Here is a 19,902-nt window from a genome sequence, read left to right as displayed (position 1 = left end):
CGTGTGTCAACAGATCTTCTGAAGGAGTTCCATCAGCATCATCCGCTCGGCAAGTGTCAGCGTGCTCAACGTTTCCTGCGAGATCTGCAGCGCGACCGACAGGTTGCGGGCGACTGTCACCTCGCCTTCCGGCGTCAGCGTCAGCACCAGGCGGCGCGCGTCGGTCGCGTCGGGGGCGGTGTGAACGAGGCCACGCTTCACCAGTCGATCGACGACGCCCTTGATGGTCGCCATATCCATAGCGGTCTCGCGGCCGAGATTGCCCTGCGAACAGGGCTGCAGGTCCTTCAGCCTGACGAGCGCCGCCCATTGGGTGGTGGTCAGCTTCTCCGCCATCAGGCTCGCAAAGATCGCCACGTGCCGCTGGTTGGCCTGGCGCAGATAGAAGCCGATCTGCTCGCCAAGCGTATACTGTGCCTGCTGGCCGGGCCCTTCGGTCGCTGCGGTCTTTTGTCGGCCGCCCTTGTCTTTGAACGGAACGTCCATAGGATCTCTCAAATCTGCCTGTTCTCGTGGTGACCGGCAATGGCGCTGCCGAATTTACTCTCGCCATAATTTCAGAATGGCTTCTGTCGTTAGAATTTCAATCTGCTCCGAAAGCCTTGGCGCCAGGATCTCGATGACCATAGCGTGCGCCTTCAAGTCGCCGCTTGCCAGTGCGTCCTCGGCGAGGATGACCCGGTAGCCGGCGTCGACGGCATCAAGAACGCTGGCGTAGACGCAAACGTCGGTCTCGACCCCCGAGAAAATCAGCGTGTCCGTTGCCGATCCTTGCAAGCGCGCAGTAAACCCGGGCGAGCCAAAGACCGAGTAGGTCTTTTTGTCGACGATGGAGCCTGGAGCGGCGATCGCTGTAAGCGGCGCCACCAGATCCAGCATGGCGATATCGAGCTCATCCAGCGTCACCGATGACCAGCGACGATAGTAAGTCTTCCAGCGGCCTGTGGCACCTTCGGCATTTTGGGGCACCATGAAGCGAGCAAAGACAGTCTCAGCGGGCCGCGCTTTGCTCAGCGCCACCACATTGGGAAGGATGCCTTCGATAGCTGGCGTATACCACGCCGTTTGCTCAGCGAAGAGACGTTGCATGTCGATGACGACATGCAGCGCATTCCTGGAGAGTGGCGCGGGTGCCATCATCAGTCGGCCACCGGGACGGTGTGTTCCGCGGCCCAGGTCAGGGTGATGGTGTCGCCATCGCTCAGGACCTTGCCATCGCGGTTCTGTGCAAACAGCTTCAGCGGCAGACCGTCTGCCGTCTCCAGCAGATAGGACAGCACGGGACCTGCGTAGATGACGGTGGTGATGCGCGCTGTCAGGCTGTTGCCATCCGTCGGACCCGATGCGATCGACATCTTCTCCGGGCGCACCGCGAGCGTGACGTTCGAGCCGCTCGATGGCAACGTGCCGGTGGTCTGAACTACCGTCCCATCGGCGAGACGCACGGCGCCGTTGTCCACCGTCCCGGTGAGGAAGTTGGAATCGCCGAGGAATTCGGCGGCAAAGCGCGTCAGCGGTCTCTCATAGACGGTTTCCGGCTCGCCGATCTGGACGATGCGGCCCTTGTCGAGGATCGCTACCTTATCGGACAGCGTCAGCGCTTCTTCCTGGTCGTGGGTGACGAAGATCGTCGTCAGGCCGCTTTCGCGCTGGATGCGCAGCAGTTCGACCTGCATTTCCTGGCGCAGGCGCCGATCGAGCGCCGACAGCGGCTCGTCGAGGAGCAGCACGCTCGGCTTGATGACCATGGCGCGGGCAAGCGCAACGCGCTGCTGCTGGCCCCCGGACAGCTGCTTGGGCATGCGATCGGCAAAGCCAGGCAGATGCACCATTTCCAACGCACGGTCGACTTCCTTGCGGGCGGCAGCACCCTTGATGCCCCGGCGTTCGAGACCGAAGGCGACGTTCTGGGCAATCGTCATATGCGGGAACAGCGCGTAAGACTGGAACATCATGCCGATGTTACGGCCCCAGACAGGAATGTCGGTGACATCATTGTTGCCGATCGTGACGACGCCCTGGTCGGGCTTGATAAAGCCCGCGATGATGCGCAGTAGCGTGGTCTTGCCGGAGCCGGATGGGCCGAGAAGGCTGGTGAAAGAGCCTTCGGGGAACTCGGTGGTGATATCGGACAGGACCGGTGTGGTGCCGTAGGTCTTGGCGACGGAATTGACTTTAACGTTTGTCACTTGTGTCTCCGGGCTTGGCGAAGCGCGCAAAAATCAGGATGATCGTCATCGAGCCGAGCAGAAGCACGGTGGAGATCGCGTTGATTTCAGGGGTGAAGCCCTTGCGGATCGAGGAGTAGATCTGCACCGGCAGGGTGGTGTACCCGGGCGTTGCGAGGAAGTAGGAAATCACGAACTGGTCGAGCGACACGGCGAAGGCGAAGAGCGCAGCGCCAAGGATGCTCGGATAAAGGAGCGGTAGCGTCACCGAGAAGAAGGCGTGAACCGGTGTCGAACCAAGGCTCATCGCGGCTTCTTCTAGGTCGGCGCGGATTGTCTTGAAGCCCGTGCCGACGACCAGAACAACGTAGGGGATGGCGAGTGCCACGTGGCCGATCAACAGGGCATGCATGCCGCGCCCGATACCGGTCCAATAAAAGAAGATCAGCATGGCCGTGCCGGTGATCAGCCAGGGAATGGCAATCGGCGGCAGAAGCATCAGTTGCAGGAGACTTCTGCCGCGAAAGGTCCGGCGCGACAGCGCAACGGACGCCATGGTTCCCAAAGCCGTCGCCAGAACCGCGGTGATACTCGCGATCACCAGGCTGTTCAGGCCCGCCGTCAGAAGGATGCTGTTGTCCCAGAGCGCGTCGTACCATTGCAGCGAGAAATGGAATGGCAGTTCGTAAAGTGGCGAAGCGTTGAACCCCATCGCCATCATCACGAGAATGGGCGTGTAGAGGAAGATGAGGATGGCGATGAGATAGATTGGACCGAGCGTTTTCATGATCCCTTCCTCAAGCGACCGTTCCGCGGCGCAGGACACCGGAGAAGGTTGCGAAAATTGCGAGCACGACAGCCAGCAGCGTAAAGGACAACGATGCGCCCAAAGGCCAGTTGAAGGCCTGGGTGAACTGATCCTCGATCACCGTTCCCATGGTCACGCCGACACGACCGCCCAGAATGCGCGGTTCCATGAATGAACCGATGACCGGAATGAAGATCAAAACGGCGCCGGAGATCAGCCCGGGAGCCGCAAGCGGCATCAAAATCTTGAACAGGATGGTCCACCAGCGCGCGCCGAGGCTTGAAGCAGCCTCAATGATCGCGTCGTCGATGGCCACCAGAGCTATGTAGCAGGTCAGGATCATGTACGGCAGGTAGCCGTGAACAAGACCAACCACCACAGCATAGCGCGTGTAGAGAAAGCCGATGGAACCCGCGTCCGGAGCAATAATGTGCAGCAGACTGTCGAGAAAGCCGTTTTCGCGCAGCACCATGGTCCACGAAAAGACGCGCACAAGACCGTTGGTCCAGAATGGCAGGAGAATGAGGATCAACAACATCTCTCGCGTCTTGCCGAAGGTCGAGCGGACCAGTGCCACGGCCGCCAGGAAACCAAGCACCGCGCAGAACAGCGTCGTCCAGAAGCCGATCAGCAGCGACGTGATACCGATCCCGACCAGATAGGGTTGATCGATGAACGCGCGGTACTGCTTCAGCGTAAAGACGATCGGGGCCTTGCCCATCGGTGTCGCCGACATGAAGCTGAACACGAACATGGTCAGCAGCGGCAGAAAGACGGCAAGTGTCAGCCACCCATAGGTCGGCAGCAGCAGCGCCGTCGTCGAAACCCATGGCGGGAGTGGGCGCCGGCTGCGCGGACCCGAAGGTCCGCGCTCTGACGCTGATATCAGACGATCATTCTGCATAGAAGGCTTTCACTTCCTGCCAGATATTGTTGAAGGCTTCGCGCCGGTCGTCGGGAATGCCCGAGACAAAGGACGTGGTCTTCAAATATTCGGTCTTGTGTACCAGGCGGGTGAGATCGTCGGCAGGAAGTGCTGAAAGGGCTGCCGAATTTGAAGAAGCAGGGGCTCCAATCTTGGTTGCCCATTCGACATAGAATATCGGATCGATCATCCAGTTGACGAAGGCAAGAGCACCTTCTGGATTCGGAGCCGATGTCGGAACACCGAGACCATCGACCCAACCGACGCCGCCTTCCTTAGGCACTACGAACTGAACCGGAAGTTTGGAAACGCGCTTGGATCGCACCGAGCCGCCCGACCAGAACAGCGACAGGTCGAATTCCTTGGCGGCGAACGACTTGTTCCACTGATCTTCCGTCGACCACAGCAACTTGACGTTCGGCTTGATCGATTTCAGCGCTGCCGTAACAGCAGCCAGATCCTTGGGATCGTTGATGTCCTGCCCGCTCATCAGCGCGCCAACGCCGACATTGATGATGGCGTCGTCGTCCATGGCAACACGGCCCTTATAGGCCGGGTCGGCGAGCACCGCGTAACTGTCGGGAACGGTCATGCCTTCACGGATGGCAAGCGAGGTCATGCCCCAGACCCACGGAACGGCATAACCCTTGCCATCCTTGCTGAAGTTCGGGTTGGCGCGCAGGGTCTCGTCGACTGTTGACGCGTTTGGAACCTTGCTGAAATCGATCGGCTGCAGCAGGTCTTCGGCAACCGCCTGGGCGCAACGCGCAGCGTTGAGAATAACAAGATCGTAGGCGCCCGGATTCGTGCGCATCTTGGTCAGCATTTCCGATTCCGAGCTGTAGTAGTCATGGACGACTGTGATGCCCGTCTTTTCGGTGAAAGCCTTCAGCGACCAGGCTTCGTCGGTGCCGTAGCCCTGCCAGTTGAGGACCGTGATGGATCCGGCCGAAAAGGCTTTACGCGGCAAGGTGGAGATGCTGACGCCAGCAATCAGTGCTGCGGACATCAACTTCATTGTGTTGCGTCTGGTGAGTTCAGTCATTGTGGCACCCCTCTTGAAGATACACAGTTATGGACCATCATGACCCGCGGTCATCGACCTCAACGGATCGGCTAGCTTGAAAACAAACAACGTGCCAAAGCGCGCTTAATCATTTGTATGCATACTAAAAGCAGATGAGCATTGTCCGTGGAGCACTGACGTCTCGGCGAAATGAAGCGCGCGCTGCGACGCAGCGGCACACCACTTCTGTAAGAATAGTACATCACTTCACTGAGCGGCCGGCATGAATCCACGGATCTCCTGCAAGCTGTTCGTTCAACCCTCTGACTTTAGCATCAGTCTTTTATTTTATATGTACACAAACTATCTGTGAGGAATCGAGACCTGTCAAGCACTGCCTTGCTTTAGTGAGCGCTTGACGATGAAAAATAGACGTCGAGCCGGCGATCCTCCGCGTGTTCAGCAATCATGACGCGTATTCCGTCGCCGCCCGACACATAGTTGATGTCCTGCCCGTTGATACGGGCGGCAAGAACATCGCCCAATGCCAAGCCTGGCAACTCGATGAAACCTGCCTCGGAGACCGGAGCAATCGTGCAGGCCACCCGCCCGTTGGCGAAGACGATGCGCGACAGCGTAGTGTGCAGATCTGTCTTCAGTGCTGCGCGCCCGTTCAATGTCATCACCAGGGTTCCGGACTTGACGACCAGCTCGAGCGTTCCCGACGGCGAGACCATAGGTCCGAGCACCACATCCCGGCCGGCATGGCGCATCGTCCATCCGGTCCACGGATCGAAGTCAACAATCTCACTGGCAGCCATCAGCGGTAGCATGGCGGCCCAGATGTAGAATGGATCGGTATCACCTTGGTCCATCGCCTCGCCGGTGACGGCATTGTAGTTTTCGGAGGCGATACGATCCTCGCGCCAATTCTTCATGAACAGGTCGTAGCTCTGGCTTGCCAGCTTGCTCGCCGCCGCCACGAAGCCGTAGCGCCGCAGGCCGAGCCAGACCATATAGTTGACGTTCGGCCAGATGCGACCGCGCCAGTAGACGTTGTCGGCGAAGGCCGGATCGTCTCGCGTTGCGTTCGGCAGCACGAAATCACCGCCGAAGGTCGTCTCGTCGCTCAGATGCTCGAGCAGACGCTCCGCCTGCGCCGGCGTCGCGGCGCCGCACAGCAGCGGGTAGAAGCTGGTCGGCGACAGCGAGCGCACGAAACCGCCGCGCCGCTGGCGATTGGCGAAGATGCCGCGGCTCTCGTCCCAGAGCGTCTGCGAGATCAGCGTCCGGTGACGCTCGGCCAGAGCGGCGAATTCGCGGGCATCGTCATGCTTGCCGAGCACGGCGGCCATTTTCGAAAGCATCTCGGCATCGAGAGCGGCCGCGCAGTTAAGGCCGAGATCGAAGGTCGACAGCGTCCGGGTGACGGGATCGTAGATCGCCTCGTCATGGGTCGCGGAATTGTCCATGCCGGTCTCGTTGCGCGCGGCAAAGGCCGTCCCCTTGTAGAGGCCCTCGCCCACATCGGAGGTGCCGCAGGACAAAAGGCCGGTACCATCAGGATCGCGGTTGTCTTGCCACCAGCGCCGATTGCGCACCAGCGCCTCGTAACTTGCCTGGATCATCGATCGCTCGCCGGTCCGCTGGTAGAGTTGCCAGACGACCAGTGCGCCGAACGGCAGCTGGGTGCGATCGACCCAGGCATCGTTGGAGGTGACGATGCAGGCGATATTGCCCTGCGGGGTTGCGCCGGCCATCGCGGTCGCCATGTTCTCGCGCGCCAGATCGGCGTCGAACACGCCCGCAAGAAGGGCGGCGAAAATCTGGTCGTTGAACCAGACGGCGAATTTCCCGAGGTTCCAGATCCGGGTGACCGCCGTGTAGGAACGCGCGTTGGTTTCGTCCCAGATGGTGTTCCAGGCGACGACGTCACGCATCGCGTCGAGCGCGCCCTCGAACATGCCGGTCTGCGCATCAGCAATCGCAGCTGGCGCACCGGCGGCAAGGCATGTCTGCGCCTTGGCGATCGCCAATTCGGCACTGTCGGCGACGCCTGCGGCATAGGTGCCCTGGCGCATCATCTCTAGATTGAAACGCAGGGCAATCAACGGCGCTTCGCTCCTGCGGGTGGCGGTATAGAAATAACCGTTTTCCTCGAAGTCGGCCCGCAGCGCGTCGATCGTCTCATGGCCGGTGACGTGCACCGGCGCCTCGGCGGTCGCGACCGCCACGAAGCGCGTTCCGACCTTCACCAGCGTGATGTTGCGGCCCGCGTCATGGACCACCACCTCGCCGCCATCTGAGGAGATTGCCAGCGTTAGCCAGAATCGCAGTCCCCACTCGGCCGATACCTTGCCGTTCCAGCTGCCGCGGATGGCGAAGGGGTCTGTCTTCGTCGTAGAAAAGGCGACCGTCGTGCCGCTGAGCTCGGTCTCCAGCTCGATCAGCGAGCCGTCGATGGTGTGACGGCCGAGGCGAACCATATCGCGTCGCGGCTCGATCGCGGAGGTCGTCTTGCTGCGGGTCGAATAGAGAACCGGTGTGATCCGCACGCCGAGCGGCAGGAAGACCATTTCGGCCGGCCGGTTGGACCAGCTGTTCCAGGCACGCATCAGGGGTATCGTCGAATGTTGTAGCATGGGTCTGTAACTTCCGGTCAGTTTGCCAGCTGGATGAGCTTCGGTGCGGCGGACAAGCCGCTCTTGTCGGCGGTGTCACCGAGATAAGGCGTGTTGATGTAGTAGCGATTTGCGGCCGTGTTGGCGACGCGCAGTTCCAGCGAATGGACGCTTGGAAGCAGCCGCCCCAGAGCAAAGAGGTAGGGGCGCCAGCCTCTTCGATCGATCTGCCGGCCATCGAGCAGCGCCGCGACCACCGTGTGGACCTCGGGCAATTCGAGGACCCACTCGGCCTCATCGCCGATTTCGAGCGCCAGCCGATAAATGCCGGTACCGGAGAAACCGTCAAAACCCTGCGTTTCCCACCCTGCAACCACCGAGATCGGCACGAATCCCGCGTCAGGGCCGGGCGCGAAGCTCCAGCCGTCGACAAGCGATATGGCACGAGCCGCGGCAAGCAGCGGCTGGTGCTCGAGATGGCCTTGCACGGTAATCTTCTGCGTCGTCTCGCTCAGTCGAATGCATTGCACCTCCTGGGGCGCGAGCGCGACTGCAAGGTGGCTGAAGGCGGTTGCCTTTCCCACGTCTCCCGTCGTCGCGGACCAGACCTCGCACGCGAAACCGTCGCCGAAGGAAATCTCACTGATGAGGTGCGATGCGCTATCGTTGAACAGCACGACCCGCCACCAACCAGCGGCCTCATACCCCACCCATTGCCAGGGCCTGCCCGCGGAATGACAGCCAAGATCTGGACCCGATGACCGAAGCGACTGCAACAGAGCGGTGAGGTCGCCTTTGCCGGGCATGCCTTCGAGATGGATCGACGTGCCGACGGCACACCCCGCGGCGCCATCGCAGACGGTGGAGAGCCGCTCGCCTGAAGACCAGACAGCACCACCCGCCGCCTTGAAGACGGCGAGCGTGTGCAAGGTCTTCGTCGTCTCGAGCACGGTGACGGACGGCAGAACGACAGCATCGAAAGCAAGGCCGGACGCGCGCAGGCGGCCGTTCTCGATCGTAGCGGTCGCCAAATCGGCCTCGCTGACGAACATGAAGTCGCAGCCTTCTGCTAAGAGCCCTTCGCACCAGGCGCCGATATGGGTTGCATGGCTGTGGCGCGGCCCCTCCGCGAAGGCGGTCTGAAGCGGATAAAGGATCGCAACCGGCGTGCGGGGCGTAGCCCCCTCGATGAAGGCGGAAATCCGTGCCGTCTCCTCGGCAAACAGATCGTGGTAGCTCCACCACGGCTCGAAATTGATGCCCGGCCCGAAATCGAAACGTGGATTGGAAAACGGCGTCGGATCGTTGTCGCGCCCGTCCGTCTGGTAGACGCCGTGCCAGAGGAATTGCCGGGTCCCAAGGCAGTGAAGCCGGATGGCCTGCGCCCGCATCGTCTCCAGCGTCAGTTCCCATTGCCCGGCGGCGCGAACGGGCGTTCGCTCGGCGCTGGCATAGGTTTCGACGACGCATCGGCTGCGACCATTCGAACGGGCAACGGAGTCGCCGAGCTTCGGCGCCAGCTGCGCCACGAAATTGTTGGAATCAACCGCCGTCTCGTGCCGGTAGGCATCGATGCCGAAGAAATCCACGGCAAGCGCCACCCTGGGGTCGATGCTGGTAAAACCGCCGTTCAGCGACCAGGAACTGACATGCGGCAGGATCTCGTGCCCGGTGAGGACGATCCCCCTGCCCTCGGCCCATCGGCGCAACGTGCCGGAGAAGGCCTCGTTCATCAGGGCCGAATAGGCGGCGTAGAATTGGGCGCGCAGGCGCAGGGTTTCAGGCCCGACGTCACGCACCAGCGCCAGCAGGGCCCTGGCGAAGGTCTCTCCCGTGCCGCGCGACACGGCGTCCGGCAGGGTCGGCGCATAGAGCAGGCTGTTGCCGAGGTCACCGGAGATCTGGCTCCACTTGTAGAAACCCGCCGCCGGCTGGTCGTAGAATACGAAGCCGACGGGGTCTGGCACGAGATCGCCAAGCACCTCGACCAGCGGGTGGAGCCCGACCTCGATGAACCGCTCCGCTGCCTCCGGCAGGAGATAATTGATCAACCGCGAGGTCGTCGACCGGGCGCTGACGAACACCGTGAGCATCTGCCCCTCGGCGGGCACACCGTCGAACGCATGGGTGCAGGATATTCCGTCGCTTTCGATGATGGATGTCCGCGCGGTGACATCGACCACCTGATCGAGGCTGTCGATGCCGACCGACGGATGCAGCAGCGCTGCCTCGACGGTCCACTGGCACCACTCGACGATGCTGCCCTCATACTGCCACGCGACGATATCGGGGCCCATCGTCCGGGTGAACGGCGGATGGATGCCGCTGATCTCGCCCCGCGCGTCTCCCGAGGACGACCAGAACAGGTGGCGCTCGCGCAGGTCGTCGCGGTCCGCGACCGTCCGGCCCCCGGCGTGACCGCTGATCCAGTTGTAGTCGTCGTAGATACCGAGCTTCAGCCCCAGCTTGCCGGCAATCCCTGCCGCAACACGATAGGCGTCCAGAAAGGCCGGCGACAGGTAGTCATCGCGCGACATTGCGAGACGGGCCTGGATCAGGATCGTGCCGATCCCCTTCTGTTTGAAATCGGCGAGCTGCGCGTGGCAAACGTCCTCTGTCGGGATCGAATGCCAGAACCAGTAGGCCGACGGGCGAAACGCGGCTGTCGGGATCTCGAACAAGTCGCGGCGGCCGATATCCTGCCCGGTTCGGATCTGCTCCAACTCGTCTCTCCCTAGTGGCTTGCTGCCGTCACGCGTTGCATGGCTTTGGTCGTTTCCGTCCAGGCCGGCTTGTCGGGGGCGAAGCGCGCTCTCAGATAATCGGCGAGATCCTTGATCTGGCCGTCGTTCAGCGTCTGGCGGAAAGCCGGCATCGACATCACCTCCGGGGCTTGGCGGCCGGTCGTCTGCGCCAGGATTGCCGGCGCCTCGACACCGTTCATGATTGCCTGGATAAGATTGTCAGGGGTCGCCGCATGAAGGTTGCTGTTGAGCGCCAGCGACGACAGGATCGTGTTTCCAGTGTGGCATGTGGCGCAGGCGCCACTAAACAGCCGCTCGCCCTTCGGCGAAATCCGCGCGGCGGAAGCCTTGGCCGCTTCACTCGCGGCAATGGCCGCCTCGCTCTGCGCCTTGCTATCGGCGGGGGCCTCGTTGAGGCTTGCGAGATATGTGGCCATAGCGCGGATATCGCTATCCGGAAGCGGCTGCATGACTTCGACGACATGCGCCATCGGGCCGGCGGCACTGCCGTGATCGCGCGAATGTCCGGTGCGCAGATAGTCATAGAAGGCGTCTGCCGTCCAGCCGACCGGGCCCTTGGCGAACGCATTCAGGGCCGGCGCCTCCCAGCCATCGGCAAAGCCGCCGGAAAGCCGGGCGCTGCCGCTCTTTTCCGCGCCGAGCGCATTTCGGTCCGTGTGGCAGGCCGAACAGTGGCCCAAGGTCTCGACGAGATAGGCCCCCCTGTTCCACTGCGCATCGCGGGTCTCGACATATTTGAACGGCTGCGCCTTCAGGAACAGCGCGTTCCAGCCCGCCATCATCGCGCGGATGCTGTAGGGGAATTTGAGCTTCGTCTCAGGCGCTTTTTCGGCGACCGGCGCCTGCGTCATCATGTAGGCGTAGAGCGCCTGAAGATCGGCATCCTCGGCGCCCGCGAACGAGGTGTAGGGGTGCGCGGGATAGAGGTGATGGCCGTCGCGGCTGATGCCCTCGCGCATGGCACGTTCGAAGGCCGGGTAGGACCAGGCGCCGATGCCGCTTTGGACATCGGGCGTGATGTTGGTGGCATAAACTGCGCCGAATGGCGTGTCGAAGCGCCGGCCACCGGCAAAGGGCGTTCCGTCGTTTCCGACATGGCAGACATTGCAGGCGCCGGCCGCCGCCGCCAGCCGGCCGCGCTCGATGGTGGCGGCGCTGTAGACATTGGCGTCCGGCTGCTGGATGGTGCCGATCGCCGGGCGCCATGGCGATGTCATGGTCACGATACCGGACAGAGCGGCGACGGCACCGATCGCCGACAGGCCGACGTTCCACCACCTCCGCTTTTTCGCGACCGGGGTGGCCGGCGTTTCGCCCGTCTTGCCGTTCAGCGCGGCAAGGACCAGTTCCGGCGTCAGCGGCAGTTCGCGGAAACGAATGCCGGTGGCATCGTAGACGGCATTGGCGATGGCCGAGGCGCTGGGAACGGAGGCGGACTCTCCGACACCGAGCGGCGGCTCGTCCTGCCGCGGCACCATCAGCACGTCGATATCAGGTACCTCGGGGAAGGTGATCAGCGGATAACCGCCCCATTCCTTCGACTGCACCGCGGTCGAGGAAAATTCGACCTTTTCCTTCAGCACCCGGCTGGTGGACTGAATGATGTTGCCGTGGATCTGGTGACGCACTCCGTCGGGATTGATCATCATTCCCGAGTCCTGCGCGCATGTCACCTTCGTAACCGCGATCTCGCCGGTCTTCTTGTTGACGGCGACATCGGCAACCCATGCCGCCCAGGCGGCGGCCTTGCCCGGAAACGGCCCGTGGACGTAGACGGCATAGGCAAATCCACGGCCGTAGAGCAGATCGCCTTCGCCGCTGAGCGTGCCCCATGTCGTATGCGGCACCCACTTCGCCCGTTCGGCCAGCGCGTTCACCAGGTCGACGGCGCGTGGGTCGTGGAGATAACGGAGCCGGTACTCGACCGGATCGACGCCGGCGGCGGCGGCCAGCTCGTCGACGTAGCATTCGTGGGCGAAGGTATTCGGCATCGCCGACACGCCACGGAACCAGGAGGCGCGTGCGATCGGCGGCATGTCGTGCACGGTTACGCGCAGGTTGCCGTAGGCATAGGGTGGGATGGCGGTACGATCGCCCATCTGCACGACGTCGGAAACGGGCGGCAGCTTGCCGGTGAGGATCAGGGGAAGGGTTGGCGCCAGATTAGAGGGATAGCGCGTTTCGAAATCATAGGCGGACGGACCGCCCTCCAGGTCGAGACCGCCGCGCACATCCATGATCTGGGCGGCGCCCTTCGGCTCCCAGGCATGTTCCTGTTCGCGCGTCAGCTGGACCCGGACGGGTGCCTTGACGGCCCGCGACAGCAGCGCCGCGTCGGCTGTTACGTCATCGGCGCAGTTGCGGCCGTAACAGCCGGCCGCCTCCAGCCGCTCGACCCTGATCTGCTCTTCCGGCAAGTCGAGCAGCAGCGCCAGATCGCGGCGCATGGGATAAGGGTTCTGGGTTCCCGACCAGACGGTCAGCCCGGCGTTATTGTAATCGGCCACCGCGCAGGACGGGCCGATCGAACCGTGCATCTGGTAAGGCCAGACATAGGTGCGGTTCATCGGCTGGGCGCTGCCGGCCAATGCCATGTCGACATTGCCGCGATCGGCAAGCTTGCGTGGCGTCGACGGATTGGCACGCAGCGCCTTCTCCGGCATGTTCAGATCCGGCCACTCGGGCGGCGCGCGCCACACGACCTTCAGGCTCCCGGACGCCTCGATGGCGATTTCCTCACGGGTCGCGACAACACCGACGAAATCACCGATGGCGACGACGCCGACCAGCCCGTCGATATGCGCGACCGAGGTCTCGTCGATCGAGATCAAGCTGTTTCCGACATGCTCGCCGTGATCGAATCCGGCATATGGCGGGCGAATAACGCGGCCGTGCAGCATGCCAGGCACGCGCACATCGTGGACATAGGTCCAGCGCCCGGTTGCTTTCTCGGGAATATCGACGCGCGGGCGCGACGAGCCAACCAGTTTATAGTCCGACGCCGGCTTCAGCGCCGCATTGCTGTCGATCGACAGCCTGACATGGCTGCCGACGACAACATCGCCGAAGTTCAGCTGCCAGTTCTCGCCGCCGTCGGCACGGATGATGCCGTCCTCCAGCCGCAGCCGCTCAATCGGCACGCCGACCTTCTCGGCGGCCCTGACGAGCAGATGGTGGCGGGCGGTGGCGGCGGCCTGGCGCAGCGGTATCGCGGTGATCTGGATGGTTTCGCTGGCAATGGTCGCGCCCTGATTGGGCGCGGCGGTCGTCGTGCCGAGCACCATGTCCACCTGTTCGAACGGCACGCTGAGCTCTTCGGCGACGATTTGCGCCAGCGAGGTGCGGATGCCTGTCCCGAGATCGACGTGGCCGTTGAACGCTGTCACCCGGCTATCGGCCCCTACAGCGATATAAAGCTCGGCGGCGTCGCCCATCGACGCGTCATTGACAATGAGAAGCGTGCTCGCGGCTGCCATGTAGGCGGACTTGGGTGCTTCGCGGTGGTTCATCGCGAAGCCTCCGTCATGTCGTCGGTCATCGAGTCGACTGGCCGGCCGGCTTTGGTAAGGGTTACGGCGCGCCGCACAGCGGCCAGTATCTCAACATGCGTTCCGCACCGGCAGAGATGGTGCCGCAGAGCATCGCGAATATCGCTCTCGTCGGGATCCGTATTTCGCTGAAGCAGTCCAACCGTGGCGATGATCATGCCGTTAAGGCAATAACCGCATTGCGCCGCCGCCTCTTCGATGAAAGCCTGCTGTACCGGGTGCAGAAGCCCATCCACCGCCAGCCCCTCGAGCGTGATCACGCGTCGTTTGCCGATCGCGCCAAGCGGCACAGTACAAGACCGCACCGGACGGCCGTCAACCAGAACCGCGCAGGCGCCGCATTCGCCCAGGCCACAGCCATATTTCGGTCCATTCAGGCACAGGTCGTTACGCAAGATGTAGAGAAGCGGTGTTTCCGGTTTCGCGCTAACGCGCCAAAGAGCGTCGTTGACATTCAGTGAAACGGAAACGGGAGGCTTCACGGCAACTCCTCCAGCTTCGCGCAAATAGCCAGGCCTTTTGCTACTGGACGGATCGCTATACGGCGGGCGCCTTGACGGCGCGTGCGCATCATAACGATGCGACTGTCACCGACATCACGCATCTACTGCCCCTCATTTTGTATAAATAGCGTATACGCTTCATATGGAGCGCTGGCAAGTCGAATTTCGTTGTTGCAAACGTCGAAAAACGCGTTACGCTTGGGTATCCAATGAAACCAGCCGTCACGAAATGCTTGTCTCGCTGTTGCATTTTAAAGCGTATACGCTATAAGCAAGCCAATTCGCCTATCGCCAGAGCGATACGTTGAAAAACGGAAAAAAGGGGTCGCCATGTCCACGGGAAATGAAAAGATCGCGATCATCGGTGCCGGCCTCGGCGGCGCGGCAGCGGGGGCGCTGCTCCAGCATGCCGGCTTCAACGTCCAGATCTTTGAACAGGCCCCGAGCTTTTCCCGCCTCGGCGCCGGCATCCACATGGGACCGAATGTCCTGAAGATCTTCCAGCGCATCGGCATGGACCAGAAGCTGATCGATATCAGCAGCACGCCGGCCTATTGGTTCAGCCGGGATGGCCTGACGGGAGACTATCTCTCCCGCATTCCGCTCGAAGGTTATGGCGCGACCTATTGTACCGTCCATCGCGGCGATCTCTCTGCCTTGCAGATGGACACCATGACTCCCGGCACCGTCCAGTTCAACAAGCGATTGACCCGCCTCGAAGACAATGGCTCGGATGTCTACCTCGAATTCCAGGACGGCACCTCGGCGCGCGCCACGATCGTGATCGGTGCCGACGGCATCAATTCGCGCGTCCGCGAGACATTGTTGGGAGCCGAAAAGCCGCACTATAGCGGCTGGGTCGGTCATCGCGCGATGATCTCGGCGGAAAAGCTGAAGAAGTTCGACCTGACCTTCGAGGATTGCGTCAAGTGGTGGGGGCCGGATCGCCACATGATGGTCTATTACACCACCAGCCGCCGCGACGAATATTACTACGTGACCGGCGTCCCGCACCCCGCCTGGGAATTCGACGGCGCTTTCGTGCAGAGCAGCCGCGAAGAAATGTCGGAAGCCTTTGCCGGATACCATCCGGTCATCCAGGCGCTGATCGAAGCCACCGACGACGTCACCAAGTGGCCGCTGTTCAACCGTAACCCGCTACCGCTCTGGAGCCAGGGCCGCATGGTCCTGCTCGGCGATGCCTGCCACCCGATGAAGCCGCATATGGCTCAGGGTGCCGCCATGGCGATCGAGGATGCGGCCATGCTGGCGCGATGCCTGGAGGAAACCGGATCGCAGGATTACGCGACCGCCTTCCGCCTCTATGAGGCCAGCCGACGCGATCGCGCGACGCAGGTTCAGACCGTGTCCAACGCCAATACGTTCCTGCAGACGCAGGAAGATCCTTCATGGGTCTACGGCTACGACGTCTATGCCGAGCCTATCCTCGACAAGAGCGTCGCATGAGCGCGGCCCTTCTCTACGGCGCGAATGTCTCTGCCAACGGCATTCGCCAGCATTACCTCCGCTATGGCGGCAAGGGTCGGCCGGTCATCCTCATTCCCGGCATCACCAGCCCGGCGATCACCTGGGGCTTCGTTGCCGAACGCCTTGCCGAACGCCATGACGTCTACGTTCTCGATGTCCGGGGACGCGGCCTGTCCTCGACCGGTCCGGATCTCGACTACGGTCTCGATGCCATGGCCGCCGACGTCATCGGCTTTGCCCAGGCGCTCGGTGTTGGCGCTCCTGCGCTGCTTGGCCATTCGATGGGTGCGCGCATCGCCATGCGGGCGGCAAATACCGGCGGCGAGTTCTCCCGCCTCGCCCTTATCGATCCCCCCGTCTCCGGGCCGGGCCGCCGGCCTTATCCGAGCAAGCTGCCCTGGTATGTCGATAGCATTCGCCTCGCGCTGGCAGGCATCGATGCCGAGGGCATGAAGGCGTTTTGCCCGACATGGACGGAAAGCCAGCTGCAGTTGCGTGCCGAATGGCTGCACACCTGCTTCGAGCCTGCCATCGTCACCGCCTTCGAGGACTTCCACAAGGACGACATCTTCCCGGATTTCGCCACACTGAAGCAGCCGTCGATGCTGATGGTCGCGGGACGTGGCGGCGTGATTGCGCCGGAAGATGTAGCGGAAATCCGTGGGCTCAATCCCGCTATCGAGATCAGCCGCGTCCCGAATGCCGGCCACATGATCCCTTGGGACGATCTCGACGGCTTCTTCGAGGCGCTTGGAGATTTCCTCTCCCGATAAACGCCAATGGCGGGTCTTTGGCCCGCCATTTTTATTGCCGCAGCGAGAGCGCCCAATGTGCGCCCGCTCACTCATCAAAGGAGCCGTCCGTGCAGAAACCCTATCGTATCGGCCAGATCGTGCCGAGTTCCAACACAACGATGGAGACGGAAATTCCGGCGATGCTGATGGCTCGCCAACTGATCCGACCGGAGCGCTTCACCTTCCACTCCAGCCGCATGCGCATGAAGAAGGTGGTCAAGGAAGAACTGGCCGCCATGGACGCCGAATCCGATCGGTGCGCCATCGAACTGTCCGATGCCCGCGTCGACGTGCTGGGATATGCCTGCCTCGTCGCCATCATGGCGATGGGCCTCGGCTACCATCGCCAGTCGGAAAAGCGCCTGACCGGCCGCACGCAGGAAAACGACACGAACATCCCGGTCGTCACCAGCGCCGGCGCGCTGATCGAGGGCCTGAAGGTGATGAAGGCGAAGAAGATCGCCGTCGTCGCGCCCTATATGAAGCCGCTGACCGAACTCGTCGTGAACTATATTCGCGAGGAAGGCTTCGAAGTGATGGATTGGCGGGCGCTTGAAATTCCCGACAATCTGGATGTTGCCCGCCACGATCCGGAAAACCTGCCGGCCATCGTCCAGACGCTCGATCTTTCTGATGTCGATGTCATCGTGCTTTCGGCGTGCGTGCAGATGCCGTCGCTGCCCGTCATCGCCAAGGTCGAGGCCATAACCGGCAAACCGGTGCTCACCGCTGCCGTGGCAACCACCTATTGCATGCTGAAATCACTAGGACTGGAAGCCGTCGTGCCGGGTGCCGGTGCCCTTCTGTCCGGCGCTTATTGAACCTGAATTTGTCGTTTCCGGCCGCATTGCGGCGGAGGAAAACAAGGAGTGCCCTATGCAGAGTGCTGAAACCAACTATCAGGGCGTTTGGGGCAACCGCATCGGTTTCGGCCAGCGGCCGGCCCTTCTGGTGATCGACTTCCTGAAAGCCTATACGGTGGAAGGCGCGCCGCTCTATGCGCCGGGTGTCGTCGATGCCGTCGCACAAACACCGGCACTTCTGGCTGCGGCGCGCGCCGCAGGCATTCCTGTCATCCACACCCGCATTCTCTATCTCGCCGAGAACTGCGCCGATGGCGGCATGTGGGTGAAAAAGGCTCCGGTCATGATGGCCATGGTCGAGGGCAACGTGCTGGCCGAATTCTGCGACGGCGTCGAGCCGGAAAAGGGCGAGCTGGTCATCGTCAAGCAATATGCCAGCGCCTTTTTCGGCACCAGTCTCGCCTCTCTGCTTCACACGCAGGGTATCGATACCGTCGTTCTTGCTGGATGCTCGACAAGCGGCTGCATTCGCGCAAGTGCGGTGGATGCCGTCCAGCACGGCTTTCGGACGATCGTCGTGCGCGATTGCGTCGGCGACCGGCACCCCGATCCGCACAATGCCAACCTCTTCGATATCGACAGCAAGTATGGCGATGTCGTTTCGAGGGAGGATGCCATTGCCGAAATCGCCAAGATCAAGTCCGACCGTCCGTAAGTTTGCAAAAACAGCCAAGCCTTCACGTAAGATAGGGGAACGAGCATGGATCAATTCAGCTTCACCGAAATCTGCCTGCATCAGTTGAAGATGTCGGGCGTCCACGAGGGCGAAAAACTCATCGTCCTGACCCAGGGCAACGAGCGCCTCGATTATGCCGACGCCTTCATGGCGGCGGGCATGCGTCTTGGGGCCAAGATGTATCACATGCGTTTACCGCCGGTGCCACCGGCGGGTGCATGGGCCGTCGGCCAGACAGGCCTAGCGGCCATGCCTGACGCGGTCGAGGCCCTGAAGGCCGCCGACATGCTGATCGATTGCATCTTCCTGCTCTTCAGCCCGGAACAGATGGCGATCCAGGCGGCCGGAACGCGCATCCTGACCGCCGTCGAACCGCCGGAAATTCTTGCCCGCATGTTGCCGACAAAGGAACTGCGCGAGCGCGTCGAATTTGCAGGAGACCTGCTGTCCAAGGCGAAGGTGATGCGGATCACCTCGGACCATGGCACGGATGTCACCTACAAGCTCAACACCTATCCGGCCGTCACGGAATATGCGTGCACGGACGAACCGGGCCGCTGGGATCATTGGCCATCCGGCTTTGTCTTCACCGGTGGTGACGATGACGGCGTCGACGGTACGATCGTCGTTGCTCCGGGCGATATTCTGCTGCCGCAGAACATCTACGTGCGCGATCCGATCTACTACACCATTGAAAACGGTTGGATCACCGACATTCGCGGTGGCCTCGACGCCGAGCTAGTCAAATCCTACATGGACGGTTTCAACGATCCGCGTGGCATGGGCATGAGCCATGTCGGCTGGGGTCTTAATCAAAACGCCAAGTGGCATCGCATGGTGCCCGGCGAATTTCCGGGCGGCATGGGCATGGAGGCCCGCTCGTTCTACGGCAATGTCATGTTCTCGACCGGCCCGAACAATGAATTGGGCGGCCCGAACGACACGGCCTGCCATCTCGATATCCCGATGCGCAATTGCTCGCTCTTTCTCGACGATGAGCCGATGGTCCTGAAAGGCGATATCGCCGTCAAGGAAATGAAGCACACCGTCAAATCGTAATCGCAACCAACCTGCTTGGCGTGAAAACACGCCAAGCAGCCCGAGCCTCGTATGCCTTGACCGGTGAAACATGCTGTGGTGTTTCCTGCATGGACGCACTAGACGCCGCAACCGATGGACCCGCTAACATGACTGTCAAAGACATCGAACGCCCACGTGAAGCCGCGGTGTCTGAAACCGCCTATGATGTTACCGAGCAGGTGGGTCACTTGCTGCGAAAAGCCTATCAGCGGCATCTCTCGATCTTCCAGGCCAACGCCAGTGACCCAGACCTGACATCCGTCCAGTTCGTCACGCTCTGCGCGCTACACGATCTCGGACCGAGCTCTCAGGTCGAATTGGTGAAGGCCACGTCGGTCGATCAGGCGACCATCCGCGGGATTGTCGAGCGTCTGAAAGCACGTGGATTGATCGACCTGTCCAAAGACAGAGCCGACGCCCGCAAGGTCGTCATTTCTCTCCTGCCGAAGGGTGAGGCGCTGCTTCAGGACATGTATCCTCGCGCATATCTCATCAGCGAGAAAACTGTCTCTCCCCTCAATTCGGCGGAGAGAATTGCGCTGCTGTATCTTCTTCGCAAAATCGCGGACGATGAGGTTGGAGATCGGTGACGAGATTGGCGCCCAGCCGATGCACCGACATGGTCCCCCAACTGCCTCGGGGCGGAAGATACCCGTC

The 19,902-nt window shown here is 61.9% G+C and carries 16 protein-coding genes; 6 read left to right on the top strand and 10 right to left on the bottom strand.

All coding sequences use genetic code 11. The annotated features are described in order from the left end of the window. Window positions 1-6 precede the first annotated feature (6 nt). From ELH03_RS35535 to ELH03_RS35490, 10 genes are all read right to left on the bottom strand, one after another. Window positions 7-486: a MarR family winged helix-turn-helix transcriptional regulator gene (locus ELH03_RS35535; RefSeq protein ID WP_128404080.1), complete on the bottom strand. Its 480-nt coding sequence runs from the start codon at window positions 484-486 to the stop codon at window positions 7-9. A 54-nt stretch (window positions 487-540) separates the two neighbouring features. Continuing rightward, complete coding sequence (locus ELH03_RS35530; protein WP_003554929.1) at window positions 541-1,140, bottom strand: cysteine hydrolase family protein; 600 nt, start codon at window positions 1,138-1,140, stop codon at window positions 541-543. Next, the gene (locus tag ELH03_RS35525) at window positions 1,140-2,189 is read right to left on the bottom strand and encodes an ABC transporter ATP-binding protein (protein WP_130767547.1); all 1,050 of its coding nucleotides are present in this window, start codon (window positions 2,187-2,189) and stop codon (window positions 1,140-1,142) included. The genes ELH03_RS35530 and ELH03_RS35525 overlap by 1 nt, the downstream gene beginning before the upstream one ends. Then, window positions 2,176-2,955, bottom strand: coding sequence for an ABC transporter permease (locus tag ELH03_RS35520; RefSeq protein WP_003554934.1), 780 nt, complete (start codon window positions 2,953-2,955; stop codon window positions 2,176-2,178). The genes ELH03_RS35525 and ELH03_RS35520 overlap by 14 nt, the downstream gene beginning before the upstream one ends. Window positions 2,956-2,965: 10 nt before the next feature. Next, on the bottom strand, window positions 2,966-3,880 hold the full coding sequence (locus ELH03_RS35515; protein ID WP_128404082.1) for an ABC transporter permease: 915 nt from the start codon (window positions 3,878-3,880) through the stop codon (window positions 2,966-2,968). Continuing rightward, window positions 3,870-4,946 carry an ABC transporter substrate-binding protein gene (locus tag ELH03_RS35510; protein ID WP_128404083.1) on the bottom strand — a complete coding sequence of 359 codons (1,077 nt, stop codon included), beginning with the start codon at window positions 4,944-4,946 and terminating at the stop codon, window positions 3,870-3,872. The genes ELH03_RS35515 and ELH03_RS35510 overlap by 11 nt, the downstream gene beginning before the upstream one ends. A 365-nt stretch (window positions 4,947-5,311) precedes the next feature. Beyond that, on the bottom strand, window positions 5,312-7,549 hold the full coding sequence (locus tag ELH03_RS35505; RefSeq protein ID WP_128410194.1) for an MGH1-like glycoside hydrolase domain-containing protein: 2,238 nt from the start codon (window positions 7,547-7,549) through the stop codon (window positions 5,312-5,314). Window positions 7,550-7,566: 17 nt separating this feature from the next. Further along, complete coding sequence (locus tag ELH03_RS35500) at window positions 7,567-10,251, bottom strand: carbohydrate-binding protein (RefSeq protein ID WP_130767546.1); 2,685 nt, start codon at window positions 10,249-10,251, stop codon at window positions 7,567-7,569. Between the two features lie 11 nt (window positions 10,252-10,262). Next, window positions 10,263-13,802, bottom strand: a complete 3,540-nt coding sequence (locus ELH03_RS35495; RefSeq protein ID WP_128402191.1) for a molybdopterin cofactor-binding domain-containing protein — start codon at window positions 13,800-13,802, stop codon at window positions 10,263-10,265. Further along, complete coding sequence (locus ELH03_RS35490) at window positions 13,799-14,323, bottom strand: (2Fe-2S)-binding protein (RefSeq protein WP_128402192.1); 525 nt, start codon at window positions 14,321-14,323, stop codon at window positions 13,799-13,801. The genes ELH03_RS35495 and ELH03_RS35490 overlap by 4 nt, the downstream gene beginning before the upstream one ends. Window positions 14,324-14,674: 351 nt before the next feature. Here ELH03_RS35490 and ELH03_RS35485 point away from each other — a divergent pair, with 351 nt between their 5' ends. The 6 genes from ELH03_RS35485 to ELH03_RS35460 all read left to right on the top strand — a co-directional run bounded on the left by ELH03_RS35485 (window position 14,675) and on the right by ELH03_RS35460 (window position 19,835). Next, the gene (locus ELH03_RS35485; protein WP_017997013.1) at window positions 14,675-15,811 is read left to right on the top strand and encodes an FAD-dependent monooxygenase; all 1,137 of its coding nucleotides are present in this window, start codon (window positions 14,675-14,677) and stop codon (window positions 15,809-15,811) included. Beyond that, on the top strand, window positions 15,808-16,605 hold the full coding sequence (locus ELH03_RS35480; RefSeq protein ID WP_128402193.1) for an alpha/beta fold hydrolase: 798 nt from the start codon (window positions 15,808-15,810) through the stop codon (window positions 16,603-16,605). The genes ELH03_RS35485 and ELH03_RS35480 overlap by 4 nt, the downstream gene beginning before the upstream one ends. Window positions 16,606-16,694: 89 nt before the next feature. Beyond that, window positions 16,695-17,447 (top strand): maleate cis-trans isomerase family protein, encoded by a 753-nt coding sequence (locus ELH03_RS35475; RefSeq protein WP_128402194.1) that lies wholly within the window; start codon window positions 16,695-16,697, stop codon window positions 17,445-17,447. A 55-nt stretch (window positions 17,448-17,502) separates the two neighbouring features. Beyond that, window positions 17,503-18,144: an N-carbamoylsarcosine amidohydrolase gene (locus ELH03_RS35470; RefSeq protein WP_128402195.1), complete on the top strand. Its 642-nt coding sequence runs from the start codon at window positions 17,503-17,505 to the stop codon at window positions 18,142-18,144. A gap of 45 nt (window positions 18,145-18,189) precedes the next feature. Further along, window positions 18,190-19,224, top strand: coding sequence for a 2,5-dihydroxypyridine 5,6-dioxygenase NicX family protein (locus ELH03_RS35465; RefSeq protein WP_128402196.1), 1,035 nt, complete (start codon window positions 18,190-18,192; stop codon window positions 19,222-19,224). Window positions 19,225-19,352: 128 nt separating this feature from the next. Continuing rightward, the gene (locus ELH03_RS35460; protein ID WP_128402197.1) at window positions 19,353-19,835 is read left to right on the top strand and encodes a MarR family winged helix-turn-helix transcriptional regulator; all 483 of its coding nucleotides are present in this window, start codon (window positions 19,353-19,355) and stop codon (window positions 19,833-19,835) included. Window positions 19,836-19,902: the final 67 nt, after the last annotated feature.

This window comes from Rhizobium beringeri (assembly GCF_004306515.1).
GTDB lineage: Bacteria > Pseudomonadota > Alphaproteobacteria > Rhizobiales > Rhizobiaceae > Rhizobium > Rhizobium beringeri.
Note: the sequence above shows the minus strand (reverse complement) of the source record. Positions and strands in the feature narration are given on the sequence as shown.